The following is a 15,089-nucleotide window of genomic DNA, read 5'->3' as shown; positions in this document are numbered from 1 at the left end:
GCAACCCCGCCCGCGCCGGTGCCCCATGCGGTGCTGCCGTTGCCAGATGACCCGGCCATTTCAGCCGCCATTTGCGCCCCGTGGCTGCAGCGCTGGGCGGCGCTGGCCCCCACGTTGTGCCTGTCGGCCCAGCTGGCCCCCAGTGGGGCGCAGTCGGTGCAGGGCCTGCCCCTGGCCTGGCGCGATGTGGCCCCGGCGCAGGCCGAGCACGCGGCTGCCGCGCAACGGGTGTTGGTGGTCGGGGCCATCCATGGCGATGAATTGACCGCCGCCGCCTTGGCCCTGCACTGGGTGGCCTTGGCCGAGCAGGTCAGTGCCCGCCAGGCGGTGCATTGGCGGTTTATTCCGGTGCTCAATCCCGATGGCTTTTTGGCCCGCCCCGCTACGCGCACCAATGCCTCGGGGGTGGATTTGAACCGCAACTTCCCTACGCCCAACTGGGCCGAAGAATCGGTTCAGTACTGGGAAAAACGCACCCGCCGCGATCCACGGCGCTGGCCGGGGCCGGCGGCGCTGTCGGAGCCGGAATCACAATTTCTGCACCGCCAAATGGCTGAATTTGCCCCGGATTTGGTGGTCAGCATCCATGCGCCCTATGGCGTGTTGGACTTTGATGGCCCACAAACGCCGCCTTCCAAGCTGGGCATGTTGCAGCTGAGCCAGCTGGGGGTGTTTCCCGGCTCCTTGGGCAATTACGGCGGTCTGCAACAAGGCGTACCCGTGGTGACGATTGAGCTGCACCACGCGCTGCGCATGCCCCAGCGGCGCGAGGTGGAAGCCATGTGGCAAGACCTGCTGGGCTGGATGGGCAAGCATTTGCCGCACAAGGCCAGTAATCAATAATAGCTAAATAAGAGCTGTTACCGCTTTATTTATCAGCGTTTCAAGATGAAATCATCTTTAAACCATTTAAATACAAGCGGTAACAGCTATTTTTTTATCATTCTGGCAGCAAGTGGGTGCCAGCCGCAGGCCCGGGTGCGATGGGCTGCAACTGCCCATCGGCCAAGCCGACCAGCAGCACCCGCCCCTGGTCCAGCGCGCGAAACTCCCCAAACTGGGCCTGTGCCAGTGGCGCACCTTGCCCTTCCGGGAAGAAGAAGGCATCGGTCACCACCACCCACTGGCCCTTGAGCAACTGCAAGGGCAGCAGCACCTGGCCAGGGCCGGGCGTTTCGCCGGGCGCAGCCAGCCGGGTGATTTCCGCCACGCCATCCTGGCTGAGCTGGGCTACGGCCAAAGTGCGGCGCAGCCAGGGCGCGGTGGTTTGCTGCGCGCTCAGCGCCTCGTGGACGTGTGCTGGATAGGCAAAGCGCAACGCCATGTAATCGCCCTGCAGGAGCGAGCGCGGATCAACCGGCTGCAAGCGCATAAAGATTTTTTGGCCATCGGCCAGCACCGCCTCTTTGTGCTGCACATCCCACTGCGTGCTGGCCAATGCCAGCACCCCGGCCAGGGCCAGCACCACTGTGGTCCACACCGGCGTGGCTTGTGCGGTAGAGGGGGCCGAGGCTGCCGCCGTGGGCCTGCGCAACCCCCACAGCACCAGGGCCATCACCATGCCGACACCGGCCAGCACGGCGGCCTTATCGACCAAGCGCCACTGCAAATCGTAATAAAAGCTGCCCACAGCCAACAACAGCGCTGCCAGGGCCAGCCCTAGCAAGCGCCAGCGCCCTGTGCCAGCGGCAAATGTGGCCACCAAGGTGATGGTGCCGATCGAGGGCAGCCATGCACAGCCCACCAGCGCTGCGCCATACACCAGCCAGAGCAAGGGGTGGCGCTGCCAACGCGCTTGCAGCCACAGGGCACTGACTACCACTGCGATGGCAGCAGTGATCTGCGGGGGGGACAACGCCCACCACGACTGCGGGGACAGCCCCAGATCCGCCGCCTGCATCGGAAGCTGGCTTTGCACGAAATACTTGCCCGCCAAAGCGGCGACCAAGGCCAGCAGCAGGCCCACGGCGGCACTTTCCATGCCCTGGGCCAGTTTTTCGCCCCAGGGCTTGGTCAGAAAACGGCCTTCACAATGGGCCCATACCGCCCACAGCGCGGCCAGCCACAGGGTGTGGCGCGGCCAAGTCAGCACCCAGTGCATGGCACTGTCTATAGCAAAACTTGGCTCCACCGTGTGCAGCAACGGGGGCAGGAAGAACAGCGTCCAACTGGCCTGGAAGGCCACAATCCGCACCAGCCAGCCGGTGGGCAACCCAGCGGCCAGGGCCAGTTGAAACACCAGCAAGCTGGCCGCAATCCACCCCCAATGGGCGTTGGTAGGTGCTTGCAAAAATGCCCACAGCCACAGCATTTGCGCGGCAAACAGCAGGTTCAGCGCCATTTGTTCCACAAACAACGTGCGGCTGGACTTGGCCAGCCCGATCGCCCCGGCGGCAAACAGCACACTGCCCAGCAACGATCCGGTGACGGAATGCAGCAGGCTGTAAAACAGCGCTCCAAACAGGCCCAGCAAAGGCCACAGCACCAACTGCGCCCCAAAAAAGCCAAAGACCAGCACCACCCACGAAGGCGACGGCGCTGCGTGGGGGGGCCGGGCATCGGCGGGCACAATCCCTTGGCGCTGGGCTTGGTGCCACCAGGCGGGTGCATCTGGCTTCATACGGCCCCCTCTTTTTGCAAGCGGTACAGCCCATGGGCACTGGCCCCCACGCTGGCGGCGATGATGAGCGTCAGCAAAGAAAACGCCCCGGTCTCGGCCCAGTCCATGGTGCTAAACAGGTAATGCCCCACAGCGACCAGCCACAGCGCATTGGCCGCCATCAGCCCCAGGCCCAGCACCAGAATATTGCGTTTACGCCAGGCTGCGGCCACCACCGCCGCCACCAACACGCTGGCCAGCCCGAACACGGCCCAATCAGCATCGCGCTGCAGCACGGCCATGACCCCAAAACCGGCCCAGGCCCCCAGCGCCATGCCGGCCCCCACAGCGCGGCTGATGCGGGGCTGTGCAATGGCGCACACCTTGAGGTGGGGCAAACCGCCAGGCAGCAGCCACAGCGGCAGCCACAGCAGCAATTGCGGCCACAGCCCTGCCCAGCCGGGGGAAAAAATGCCAAACAGATTCAGCTGCACGCTCGACCAAAAACCCAGCCCTGTGGCGGCAATCACCAGCCACAGCGCCCACAGGCCATCTTTGGCAGCGACGACCGTCCAGGGCAGGGCCAGCACGGCCCAGACGGCAAACAGTTGCCAGGCATCGGCCCCGGTTTGGTAGGTTTGGCCAATAAAAGCCAGCAAAGCCCCCAAGGCCAAGGTCGCCAATAACAAGCCCGCCGTGCGCAGCCTTGGCCGCCACATGGCCACGACCAAGGGAGTGAGTACGCTGGCTTGCAACACCTGCAATTTAAAACTGCGGGTTTGTTCCGGCCATTGCGCTGCTATCCAAAAAATAAGGCCACAGCCCAGCAGCAAGGCCGCTACCACCGCCAAGCTGCGCCAAAGCCTGTGCGGCCAGTCCGCATGCGGCGGGGTGTGGGCACAAGCGGCCAGTGCCTGCGCTTGGGATGGCGACAGCGCAAAGTGCTGCGCCAGGGTGTAGAGATTGGGGGAGGACATGCGCTTGCCCTTTCTGCAACAGTCAAGTGTGAAAAAAAGCCGATGAGGAAGGGTTTGCGGCGCTCAAGCCTGCGCCGGGCGCAACGCCACCGTGAAGGTGGCGCAGTGAGAAAGAATGTTTGCGTGCGCCATGGCGGCATTGTGCAATGCACCGTGCCGCCCTGCGTCCAGGCTTACCCGTTAAAACGTTTCCCAATCGTCCTCGTTGGTGCTGGAGGCCGCTGGTGGTTTGGTTGCCGGTGATTTGGCCGCAGGCAGTGTTGGCGTTGCGGCTGGCTTCATGGCGGGGGCCATGGGCTTGGGGGCGGCCGGTTTTGGGGCCGCCGATTTTGGGGACACCGGCTGGTGGGTGGCCAATTTTTTGCTGGGTGCCGGGCTGCTGGCCTTGGTGCCAGTGGGTGTTGCCGTTGGGCGGTGCGCAGCGGCGGGTGCAGGGCGCACCGCCTGGGTGCTGGCCCCGGTGCCCACATTAAAGGCAGCAACCACTTGCGCCAAGCGCCGTGCTTGTTCGCTCATAGCGCCAGCGGCGGCCGTGGCCTCTTCGACCAGGGCGGCGTTTTGCTGGGTCATTTGGTCTAGGTTGGCCACCGCTTGATTGACCTGGCCAATGCCATCGCGTTGCTCAGAGCTGGAGGCGGTGATCTCGCCAATCAAATCGCTGACGCGGCGCACGCTGGAGACGATGTCTTGCATCGACTGGCCCGCCTGGCTCACTTGGCTGCTGCCCGCTTCCACATTGGCCACGCTGGTGCTGATCAGGCCTTTGATCTCTTTGGCCGCTTCGGCGCTGCGCCCGGCCAGGCTGCGCACTTCACCAGCCACCACGGCAAAGCCGCGCCCTTGTTCGCCGGCGCGGGCCGCTTCGACGGCGGCATTCAGCGCCAAGATGTTGGTCTGGAAGGCGATGCCATCAATCACGCCAATGATGTCGTTAATTTTGCGGCTTGAGTCGGTGATGCTTTGCATGCTGTGCACCACCTGTTCGACCACGGCCCCGCCGTGCGCAGCGGCCTCGGCCGCCTGGGCGGCCAGCTGGTTGGCTTGGCGGGCCGTGTCCGCGCTTTGCGTGACGGTGGCGGTCAGCTCCTCCATGCTGGCGGCGGTTTCTTGTAAATTGGCCGCCGTTTGTTCGGTGCGGGCCGATAAATCGTGGTTGCCCGTGGCAATTTGGTGGGCCGCCGAAGAGACTGACTCCACCCCCGAGCGCACCTCACCCACCACTTCGCGCAGCTTTGCGCCCATGGCGTTCAGGCTGCGCAGCAAGTGGCCGAGTTCATCGCGGCGGTCATCTTGAATGTTTACTGTCAAATCCCCGGCGGCAATGGCATCGGCCAAGTCCACGGCCCGCTCCAGGGGCTGGGTAATCGAGCGCACCAGCCAGGCCGACAAAAACAAAACCAGCACAATCAGCAGCGCAACCACTGCCGAACCGACCAGCAGGGCTTGTTGGGTAATGGCCGCTGACTCTTGCTTTAAGGATGTCCTGAACAACTCGGATTCGTAAGTGCTACAAGGCCGATGTTTTCAGATGCCGCAATTGCAGCCGTTTTGCTCGCGTCTTCGCGCCATTTCTCACGCCATTTCTGGTCATTCGCGCCGCTTTTGCGGCCTCTGGCCTGTTTGCAGGCGCACTCATCCCTGCACCCCCAGCAATTGGTGGCGCACCATCCACAGGTTCGATAGCGCAAACAGCGTCTTGAGCTGCAGCGTGTTCTTCTTCAAACCTCGATAGCGCACCTTCGTGTATCCAAACTGCCGCTTAATCACCCGAAAGGGATGCTCCACCTTGGCCCGGATGCTGGCCTTGATCTTCTCCACCTGGTCTATGAGTGCGTCTATGGGGTTGTTTTCCTTGTCCAGCTCTTTGCGCTTGCCTGGGCGCATCGCCACATGCCAGGTGACATCCTTCCTGGCATCCGGGCGCTTGTGTGCGCCTTGGTAGCCAGCATCCCCAAAGGCATCCGTTTCCTCACCATGGAGCAAGCTGTTGCCTTCAGTGACGTCGGCCACGTTGCCCGAGGTGCCAATGACGGTGTGCACCAGGCCTGAGTCCGCGTCCACGCCAATGTGGGCCTTCATGCCAAAGTGCCACTCGTTGCCCTTTTGGCTCGAATGCATCTCTGGATCGCGCTTTCTGTCCTTGTTCTTGGTGGAGCTGGGCGCTGCAATCAAGGTGGCATCCACCGCAGTGCCTGCCTTGAGCAGCAAGCCCTGGGCTGCCAACAGTTCGTTGACGGTGGCCAGAATCTGATCGGCCAGCTTATGTTTCTCCAGCCGGTGGCGAAACCTCAGGATGGTGCTCTCGTCAGGCACCCTCCCATGTGCATCAAGCCCGGCAAACTCCCGGTAGATCGGGGTGTCAAAGAAGGCCTCTTCCATCGCCAGATCTGACAAAGTGAACCACTGCTGCATGCAGTGGATGCGCAGCATCGTCTCCAGTGCAAAGGGTGGGCGGCCGTTCTTGCCTTCGGGGTAATACGGGGTGATGAGCTCGACCAACGCAGCCCAGGGAACCACCAGATCCATCTGGGCAAGCAGTTCCTGCTTGCGGGTCTTCTTGGTACTCAGGTTCAGATCAAGGCTGCTTTGCTTCATGGCCTGTGAGGATGCCATTGCATGCTGACATGTACCAAACATTGCGGAGGGTTTTGCAGGATTTCCTTAACTGATCGCGGTGTTTTTCTTGCAGTGCAGCGAAGTTTTGAATCTCTTGCACATAGGCATCAATTTGCGGGCGCAGGGTGGTTTTAACTATTGCACTGGCGCTTTCAATATCTTGTTGCTGACGAAAAGCGGCCGCTTTGGCCACGGTGCCCAGGGCCTGTTGCCGTGCTATAGCAATTTTTTCAAGCAATGCCCTGCCTTCGGGCGTATTGACCAAGGCCACAACCTGCTTTTGCACTTCAGTGATGGCAGCGGTGCCCATTTCTTGGTCCATCAGCTGGGACATGGCCTCGTCGGAGGTGCCCATTTGCACCACCAAGCGGGTGGCATCCAAGGACACCATGCCATGCCACTGTGTGGACAAGGTGGCACGTTTTTGCATTAGCTCCAGCTCTTGGCTGACGCTGGCGTTGAGGTTTTGTAAATAGACCAGCAAGCCGCCCAATACCACCACCAGGGCAATAATCAGCCCCAGTATCAAGGCCCACAATTTGCGCCTTACGTATCGGCATTCACACGCTTTGATTCAAAAAATAATTGTTAAATTGTGTCAAATAAAACAACTCCCGCAGCCACCCTGCCGCGTTATGGGCGTGCCGATTTGCACTGCCATTCGGTGTATTCGGATGGCGTTTTAACCCCCAGCGCTTTGGCGCAATACGCCGCAGCCCAGGGCGTGGATTTATGGGCGCTGACCGACCATGACAGCGTGGCTGGGCAACAAGAAGCACGCGAAAGCGCCCAGGCGCTGGGTCTGGCCTGGGTCAGTGGGGTGGAGGTGTCGGTGGATTTTTTGGGGCAGACGATTCACATCGTGGGCTTGGGGGTGGATAGTGAGCACCCAGGGCTGCGGGCACTGCTGCAGCACCACCGTAACAGCCGCATTCCCCGTGCCCAAGCCATGGCCGCGGGCCTGGCGGCGGTGGGCATTGCCGATGCCTACGCGGGGGCGTTGCAGTACGCAGGCCAGCCTGAGCAGCTGTCACGCACCCACTTTGCGCGGCATTTGGTGGCAATCGGGCGCTGCGCCACGGTGGCCGAGGTGTTTCGCCACTATTTGGTGCCGGGCAAACCGGGCTATGCGCCCCATGGCTGGGCCGCGTTGCACGACGGCATTGCGCAGATTGTGGCGGCCGGTGGTGTGGCCGTGCTGGCGCACCCGGGGCGCTACAAGTTAGAGCGCTTGCCGATGCAAATTTTGCTCGACCGTTTTGCCCAATCGGGTGGGCAAGCCATTGAGGTGACCACCAGCGCCCACACCCCGGCACAAACCCACAGCTACGCGGCCTTGGCCCGTGCGCGCGGCTGGGCCGCCTCGTGCGGCAGTGACTTTCACAGCCCGGCCGAATCGCGCTGTGCTTTGGGCAGTTTGCCGCCGCTGCCCAGTGGTTTAACGCCGGTGTGGCAGCTGCTGGGGCCGCGCATTGTGGCGTGAGTTGCTTGCAATGGCTGCAAGCGTGCGCCAAGTCCACGACAATTGCCGGTTTGGCACGCTCTTGGCCGTTGTGCAAAGAGGCGGTGCCGCAAGGACAGCACCATGGCCCAATATTTTGAAATTCACCCGGACAACCCCCAGCCGCGCTTGCTCAAGCAGGCGGCCGCTTTGCTGCAAAAAGGCGGCGTGCTCGCCATTCCCACCGATTCCAGCTACGCCTTGGTGTGCCAACTCGATGACCGCGATGCGGTCGAGCGCCTGCGCCGCATTCGCGGGGTAAACGACAAGCACCACCTGACGCTGCTGTGCCGCGACCTGTCGGAGCTGGCCAGCTACGCCACTGTGGACAACCGCCAGTTTCGCCTGATGAAGCTGGCCACCCCTGGCCCCTACACCTTTATCTTGGATGCCACGCGCGAAGTGCCCCGGCGCGTGAGCCACCCTTCGCGCAAAACGATTGGTTTGCGTGTGCCCGGACACAAATGCACGCAGCTGCTGCTGGAGTTGCTGGGCGCACCGCTGCTGGCCACCACCTTGATCCTGCCCGACGAGACCGAGCCGCTGAATGACCCCGACGACATCCGCGAGCAATTGCAGCACCTGGTCGATGGCATCGTCGATGCCGGAGCCTGCCCGCTGCAGCCCACCACGGTGCTGGATCTAACCGCCATGGCCAACAATGGGGCCCCGGTGGTGGTGCGTGAGGGGCAGGGCAGTTTGGCCGCCATTGGCTTGTAGCATGCATGAATCATGAAAATAGGTGCTGCCCCCGCTGGTTTGATCAGCATTTCTCTGAGCTTTCGCCTTGAAACGACCGTAAACAAAGCGGATCAAGCTCTTTTATTTATTTAATTACTTCTCTGTACCGCCTGTGGATATCGCACAAACGCTTCAAACCATTTTGATTTACGCCTTGCCGGTGCTGTTTTCCATCACCATCCACGAGGCCGCCCACGGCTATGCCGCCCGCCACTTTGGCGACCACACGGCCAGCATGCTGGGGCGCATCACGCTCAATCCGCTCAAACACATCGACCCGGTGGGCACCATCTTGGTGCCGGCGCTGCTGTATTTTTCGACCAGCGGGGCATTTTTGTTTGGTTACGCCAAGCCGGTGCCGGTCAATTTCAACAACCTGCGCAACCCCAAGCGCGACATGATCTGGGTGGCGCTGGCCGGGCCAGCCTCCAACCTGGTGCAGGCCTTGCTGTGGCTGGCGCTGTTCATCGTGCTGATCGGTGTGGGGGTGGAAGAGCGCTTTTTCCTGCAAATGGCCAAGGGCGGGGTGCTGGTCAATCTGGTCATGTGGGCGTTCAACCTGTTTCCGCTGCCCCCGCTGGATGGTGGGCGCATTCTGGTCGGGCTGTTGCCCTACCGCAGCGCAGCCACGCTGTCGCGGGTGGAGCCGTATGGCTTTTTTATCGTTCTGGCGCTGGTGCTTTCGGGCATTGTTGGCACCTACTGGCTGCGCCCGTTGATGGATGCCAGCAACCAAGTGCTGGTTTGGCTGCTGCAGCCCTTGATTCTTTTCTTTAGCTAGTTTTTTTGATCTGTTATGAGCGCACAACCCACACGTTTTCTCACCGGCATCACCCCTTCGGGGACACCCCACCTGGGCAATTACGCGGGCATGATGCGTCCGGCCATTGCCGCCACCCGCACGGCCGGGTGTGAAAATTTTTATTTTCTGGCCGACTACCACGCGCTGATCAAGACGCAAGACCCAGCCCGCATTCACCGCTGCACACTGGAGATTGCCGCCAGCTGGTTGGCCTGCGGCCTGGACCCAGAGAAAGTCACGTTCTACCGCCAATCGGACATTCCCGAGATCACCGAGCTGACCTGGTTTCTCACCTGCGTGACCGGCAAAGGCCTGCTCAACCGCGCCCACGCTTACAAAGCGGCGCAAGATAAAAACCAAGAAGCCGGGCGCGATCTGGACGATGGGGTGAACGCCGGGCTGTTCATGTACCCGGTGCTGATGGCGGCCGACATTTTGATTTTCAACGCGCACAAAGTGCCCGTGGGCCGCGACCAGATCCAGCACATCGAGATGGCGCGGGACATTGCCGCAAGCTTCAACCACCTGTACGGCGAGCACTTCACCCTGCCCGAAGCGCTGGTCGAAGAGCAGGTGGCCACCTTGGCCGGTTTGGATGGCCGCAAGATGAGCAAGAGCTATGACAACACCATCCCGCTGTTTGCCCCGCCGGCGCAACTCAAAAAGCTGATTGGCTCCATCGTTACCGACTCGCGTGCGCCGGGCGAGGCCAAAGCGGTGGAGGGCTCGGCCCTGTTCCAGCTCTACCAAGCCTTTGCCACGCCCGAGGAAGTGGCCGCCATGGCCCAAGCCTATGCCGATGGCATCGCCTGGGGCGAAGCCAAAGAGCGCTTGTTTGCCTGCATCGACCGCGAGATTGCCCCCATGCGTGCGCGTTACGAAGACTTGATGGCGCACCCGGAAAAGGTCGAGGCCATCTTGCAAGCCGGGGCGGAAAAAGCCCGCGCCTTGGCAGTGCCCTTGGTGCAGCGCCTGCGCCATGCGGTGGGCCTGCGCAGCCTGACCGAGCAAGCCGTCAGCACCGATAAAAGCAAAAGCGCCAAACTGGCCTTGCCCAGCTTTAAGCAGTACCGCGAAAAAGACGGCAAGTTTTATTTCAAGCTGGTCGATGCCCAGGGCAAACTGCTGCTGCAAAGCCTGGGCCTGGACTCCCCGCGCGATGCCGGCCACGCCATTGCCCAATTGCAGCAGCAAGGCGCTGCGGCCTTGGCAGCGTTGGCGCCCCAAATTGAAGCCTTGTCTGATGCGGCACGCGCTGAAGCGCTGCAGGCTTTGGCGCAATTACAAGCCTACGCGGCCAGCGAATAAGCGGTCATTGCTACAAAAAACATATCTATCACCTTCAGGAGAACGGCCCCATGCGCATCGCCATTTTGGAAGATGACCCCCAACAGCTGCACATGATGGAGCAAATGGTGCACAGCATGGGCCACACCTGTGTGGGCTACCCCACCGGGGCGCAGCTGACCAAAGACCTGCGCCGCGAAAGTTTTGATTTGTTGATTCTGGATTGGGAGCTGCCCGACACCAGCGGCCCTGAAGTGGCCACCTGGACGCGCCAAGAGCTGGGCCCCGATCTGCCCATCCTCATCGTCACCCTGCGCAGCGAAGAGACCGATATCGTCCACGGCCTGCACAGCGGGGCCGATGATTTCATGAGCAAACCCCTGCGCGTTGCAGAATTCAAAGCCCGTGTAGCGGCCCTGCTGCGCCGCGCCTACCCCGCCAGCACCGAAGAGGTGCAGCAATTTGGCCCTTACCGCTTGGACCGCACGACTTTGACGGTGCATTTTGGGGAGGAAGCCATCGCCCTGACCCACCGGGAGTTTTCCCTGGCGCTGCTGCTGTTCCAAAACCCAGGGCGGCTGATGTCACGCGACTACCTGCGCGAAGCCATCTGGGGGCAAAACGCCGAAGTGCTCTCGCGCACACTGGACACCCACATCTCGCGTCTGCGCCAGCAACTGCAACTGCGCCCCGGGGCGCAATACGCCATCACGGCCGTGTACGGCCTGGGCTACCGCCTGGATAGCCAAACCGAAGGAGTCACCGTTTGATGCATCTGCCCCGCCTGGCCGCGCTGCCCGTTCTTGCCTTGGCCCTGTGCAGCGCCAGCAGCTTTGCCCAAACCACCCGCCTGCCCGTTGTGCAGCACCGCGTGCAAGCGGGCGATACGCTGGAGCAATTGGCCCGCCGCTACCTGGGCGATAGCACCCAATGGCCAGCCTTGCAGCAGCACAACGGCGGCATTGACCCCTATCGTTTGCCGCCGGGGCAGCTCTTGGAAATTCCCCTGAACCTGTTGCGCGCGGCCACTGCCAGCGTGGATTACCTCCAAGGCAGCGCCAGTCTGCACCGCGAAGGCAGCACGGCACAGCCCGTGCAACGTGGCCAGCCGCTGCAAGAAGGCGATGCGCTGACCCTCGACCCCGATGCCTTTGTGACGGTGCGTTTGGCCGATGGATCGACCGTGCGCGTGCAGGCCAACAGCCAAGTCACCCTGCAACAACTGCGCCGCCGCGGCCGTGCGGGCAGCCTGCAAACCGTTTTGGAGCTAGAGCAAGGCGGCATGGACATCGCCGTGCCGGGCCGCCCGGATGCCACGCGCCAGCTTGAAATTCGCACCCCCGTGGCCGCCACCAGCGTGCGCGGCACCCGCTTTAACGTGCAGGTCACCGAGCAAGGCAGCAGCAGCGCCGTGGACCAAGGCCGTGTCGCCCTGCAGGGGAGCACCGATCGCGCCAGCACCGTCTTGCCACCTGGGTTTGGCGCCGCTGTAGATGCCAGCGGCCAGGCCAGCCCCCCTGTGCCACGCCTGCCCGCCATCGCCACCGACCGCCTGCCCAGCACGGTGACCGATGCGCAGTGGTTGGCCCTGGCACTGCCGGCCGTGGCCCAGGCCAGCGCTTACCAAGTGCAGGTCAGCCGCGACAGCGCCGCCGAGCAGGTGCTGCGCAATGGCCGTTTTGCCACGCCCCAGGTGCGCTTTGCCAGCCTGCCCGATGGCGATTACTGGTTGCACGTGCAGGCGCAAGATGCCCTGGGCATCAGCGGCCACCGCGCCCACGCCCCGCTGCGCGTCAAAGCCCACCCGGTGGCCCCCTTGGCCGCCAGCCCCGCCCCGGCCGCCGTGGTGCCCCTTGGGGCAGCCGCGTTGGCCTGCACCCCGGTCAGCCAGGCGCAGGCCTACGTTCTGCAAGTTGCCGCCTTGGATGCGGGCCAAGAAGCGACGAACGCTGCCTTTGAGCACTTGGCGGCCCAAGCCCACGACAGCGCTGAATGCGCCCTGGACATCGCCGCCCTGCCCACGGGGCACTATGCCTGGCGCACCGCCAGCGTGCGCTGGGTGGACGGCCAGCGCGACCAGGGGCCGTTTGGCGCGGTGCAAGCCTTTAGCGTGCAAGCGCCACCGGCGCAGCCTGCCGGCATCGAAACCGAAATCCGCCAAGGCCACACCACCCTTTACTGGGCGGGCAGCCCGGGCCAGCGCTACCGCGTGCAAGCCCTGGCCAGCCCTGACGCGAACGAACCGGCCCTGGACATTTGGCTCGACACCGCGCAATGGACGGTAGCGGGCCTGCCAGCGGGCACCTGGCACATTCGCCTGCAAGCGCAAGATGCCAACGGCCTGCTCAGCAGCTTTGCCCCCACGCGCCTGATTGAGGTGCTGCCCCTGGTCATGGACGGCTCCGGCCAGACCGTGGGCACGGGCAGCGGCCTGGGTTTGCGCAATTAAAAGGAGCTTTAGCCGCTTAATTTATCAATGTTTCAGGCTTTTTTAGCCTTTAAATATTGAATTTAAAAGCGCAAGCAGCTCCTTTTTTTATAATGAAATACGCCCCCCACCAAGCGCTGTGGCTGCAATGGTTGCTGCTGGCCGTGGCCCTGCTGGCCTTGGTGGGCGGCTTGAGCCAACCGGGTCAATTGCAACAAAGCAATGCCTGGCTGCAAGACCGCATCACCCGCAGCCAAGCCCGCCCCGCCGCCCCCGAGGTGGTGTTGGTGCTGGCCGACGATCGCAGCATCGCCAGCATTGGCCGCTGGCCCTGGCGGCGGGCGCTGCATGCCCAGGTGCTGCGCCACATCAGCGCCGGGCAGCCGCAATCGATTGGTTTGGATTTTTTGCTGACCGAAGAGGATCTGGACTACCCCGAGGACGACCTGCTGCTGGCCCACACCATGGCCGCCAGTGGCCGGGTGGTGTTGCCCGTGGTGCCCATCGGTGGCGCTGGGCAAGAGGCCCTGCTGCCGCTGCCCTTGCTGGCGCAAGCCGCAGCCGCCTTGGGGCACACCGCCATCGAGCCAGACAGCGATGGCAGCGTGCGCCGTTTTCATCCCTGGCAGCAAGCCACCACGGCGGCGGGCGGCATGCTTTGGCCCCATTTCACCATCGCCATGCAGTGCGTGGAGCACCCGCAGCAGGCCCCATGCCAGCGTCTGCAGCGCCACCAGCGCCCGCCCGAGGCCCAAGCCCTGCCACTGGCCTCATCGCTGATTGGCTTTGCCAGCCGCCACCCGCCGTTTACTCGCTACGCCTACATTGATGTGCTGCAAGGCCGCATCCCCTCGGGTGCGTTTCGCAACAAGCATGTGCTGATTGGCAGCAACGCCACCGGCGTGGCCACCACCGCCGCCACGCCTGGGGCACCCGAGCAGGCCATGATGAGCAATGTCGAGCTGCTTGCCCACACCCTGCATAGCCAGCTGCAGCCCCATGCTTTGCACCCGGCCAGCACCAGCAGCAATGTGGCGCTGAATCTGGCCCTGGTTGGTGCTGGCCTGCTGGCGGTGCTGCTGCTCAGTCCCTCCAGCGCCCTGGTCGCGTGCGCGGCGTTGGCCGTGCTGGCGCTGGGCATCACCTGGGCCAGCGCCAGCCTGTGGGGCAGTGTTTTGCAGCCCATGGCCGCCTTGCTGGGCTTGGCCATGGCCTACCCGCTGTGGAGTTGGCGGCGGCAAACAGCGGCGCTGGGGTTTTTTCAAGCCGAATTGCGTGCCTTGCAACAGCAAAGCAGCACCTTGCTGCCTAGCATCCCCCGGCGGCGGGGCGATTTCTTGCAACAGCACATCGTGCAAGTTCAGCACGCCCTGCAGCACCTGCAGCACTTGCAAGCCCAGCGCGAGCAGGCCATGCGCTTTATCTCGCACGACATTCGGGCACCGATCAGCACCTTGCTGACAGAAATCGATTTAGAGCGCCATGGCCTGCTGCCTGCTGATGGCCCGCCGCTAATCGATCGCATTGAGCGCCATGCCCACAGCGCCCTGCGTTTGGCCGATGATTTTGTGCACTTGGCGCGCACGCTGGAGCAGCCCTCCACCCGCCGCGAGCGGGTGGAGCTGGGCCTGCTGATGGACCAGGCCCAGGACGATATGTGGGCCAGCGCCACCCGGCGCAACATCCAACTGGTGTGGCTGGCGCAAGAGCAAGAGGCGTTGGTGCGTGGCGACCCCAGCCAACTGCGCCGGGTGCTGGTGAATGTGCTCTCCAACGCCATCAAATACAGCCCGCAGGGCAGCAGCATTGATCTTCAACTGAGCTACTGCGAGGGCCATTGGTGCATCGCCATTCTTGACCAAGGCCCCGGCATGGATGCCCAGGCCCTGCCACACCTGTTCACCCCGTTTGTTCGGCAAAAACGCCACGAAGGCGAGGGCGGGCATGATGCCGTGGCCGGCATTGGCCTGGGGCTGGCGTATGTGCAGGCGGTTGTGGCGCAGCATGGTGGCCAGGTGCAGGCGGCCAACCGCCCGGAAGGGGGCGCGGTATTTACCATCACCTTGCCAGCAGCCTAGAGACAGGAGAGGCAGGCAGAAAGAGCAAAAACAATAGAAAAAGCCCTAGAGCGTTTGCTC

At 63.0% G+C, this 15,089-nt stretch carries 12 protein-coding genes and 1 pseudogene; 8 read left to right on the top strand and 5 right to left on the bottom strand.

Annotation, left to right across the window (positions count from 1 at the left end):
• Nucleotides 1–843 (top strand): M14 family zinc carboxypeptidase (locus tag J1777_RS10290; RefSeq protein ID WP_207575605.1); only part of this gene is annotated, 843 nt, incomplete at its 5' end.
• Nucleotides 844–940: 97 nt separating this feature from the next.
• On the opposite strand, the gene J1777_RS10285 is transcribed toward J1777_RS10290, so the two are convergent.
• The 5 genes and pseudogenes from J1777_RS10285 to J1777_RS10265 form a co-directional block, all read right to left on the bottom strand.
• The gene (locus J1777_RS10285) at nt 941–2,620 is read right to left on the bottom strand and encodes a GDYXXLXY domain-containing protein (RefSeq protein ID WP_207575604.1); all 1,680 of its coding nucleotides are present in this window, start codon (nt 2,618–2,620) and stop codon (nt 941–943) included.
• Nucleotides 2,617–3,576 carry a DUF2157 domain-containing protein gene (locus tag J1777_RS10280; RefSeq protein ID WP_207575603.1) on the bottom strand — a complete coding sequence of 320 codons (960 nt, stop codon included), beginning with the start codon at nt 3,574–3,576 and terminating at the stop codon, nt 2,617–2,619. The genes J1777_RS10285 and J1777_RS10280 overlap by 4 nt, the downstream gene beginning before the upstream one ends.
• 180 nt (nt 3,577–3,756) lie before the next feature.
• Nucleotides 3,757–5,061: pseudogene (locus tag J1777_RS10275) on the bottom strand (methyl-accepting chemotaxis protein); the annotation flags it as partial.
• A 147-nt stretch (nt 5,062–5,208) separates the two neighbouring features.
• Nucleotides 5,209–6,171 (bottom strand): IS5 family transposase, encoded by a 963-nt coding sequence (locus J1777_RS10270; protein WP_207575601.1) that lies wholly within the window; start codon nt 6,169–6,171, stop codon nt 5,209–5,211.
• Complete coding sequence (locus tag J1777_RS10265) at nt 6,152–6,730, bottom strand: MCP four helix bundle domain-containing protein (protein ID WP_207575600.1); 579 nt, start codon at nt 6,728–6,730, stop codon at nt 6,152–6,154. The genes J1777_RS10270 and J1777_RS10265 overlap by 20 nt, the downstream gene beginning before the upstream one ends.
• Before the next feature lie 57 nt (nt 6,731–6,787).
• Here J1777_RS10265 and J1777_RS10260 point away from each other — a divergent pair, with 57 nt between their 5' ends.
• The 7 genes from J1777_RS10260 (at nt 6,788) to J1777_RS10230 (ending at nt 15,029) form a co-directional block, all read left to right on the top strand.
• On the top strand, nt 6,788–7,675 hold the full coding sequence (locus tag J1777_RS10260) for a PHP domain-containing protein (RefSeq protein ID WP_341352956.1): 888 nt from the start codon (nt 6,788–6,790) through the stop codon (nt 7,673–7,675).
• 102 nt (nt 7,676–7,777) lie between these two features.
• A complete protein-coding gene (locus J1777_RS10255; RefSeq protein ID WP_207575599.1) occupies nt 7,778–8,413 on the top strand; it encodes an L-threonylcarbamoyladenylate synthase in 636 nt (211 codons plus the stop codon).
• A 133-nt stretch (nt 8,414–8,546) separates the two neighbouring features.
• Nucleotides 8,547–9,215, top strand: coding sequence for a site-2 protease family protein (locus tag J1777_RS10250; RefSeq protein WP_207575598.1), 669 nt, complete (start codon nt 8,547–8,549; stop codon nt 9,213–9,215).
• A gap of 15 nt (nt 9,216–9,230) precedes the next feature.
• A complete protein-coding gene (locus J1777_RS10245) occupies nt 9,231–10,544 on the top strand; it encodes a tryptophan--tRNA ligase (protein ID WP_207575597.1) in 1,314 nt (437 codons plus the stop codon).
• Between the two features lie 50 nt (nt 10,545–10,594).
• Nucleotides 10,595–11,293 (top strand): response regulator transcription factor, encoded by a 699-nt coding sequence (locus J1777_RS10240; protein WP_207575596.1) that lies wholly within the window; start codon nt 10,595–10,597, stop codon nt 11,291–11,293.
• Nucleotides 11,293–12,972 carry a FecR family protein gene (locus J1777_RS10235; RefSeq protein WP_242700492.1) on the top strand — a complete coding sequence of 560 codons (1,680 nt, stop codon included), beginning with the start codon at nt 11,293–11,295 and terminating at the stop codon, nt 12,970–12,972. The genes J1777_RS10240 and J1777_RS10235 overlap by 1 nt, the downstream gene beginning before the upstream one ends.
• 92 nt (nt 12,973–13,064) lie before the next feature.
• Nucleotides 13,065–15,029 carry a CHASE2 domain-containing protein gene (locus J1777_RS10230; protein ID WP_207575594.1) on the top strand — a complete coding sequence of 655 codons (1,965 nt, stop codon included), beginning with the start codon at nt 13,065–13,067 and terminating at the stop codon, nt 15,027–15,029.
• The last annotated feature ends 60 nt before the right edge of the window (nt 15,030–15,089 follow it).

The sequence above is a fragment of the Comamonas denitrificans genome, assembly GCF_017368815.1.
Taxonomy (GTDB): domain Bacteria; phylum Pseudomonadota; class Gammaproteobacteria; order Burkholderiales; family Burkholderiaceae_C; genus Comamonas; species Comamonas denitrificans.
Note: the sequence above shows the minus strand (reverse complement) of the source record. Positions and strands in the feature narration are given on the sequence as shown.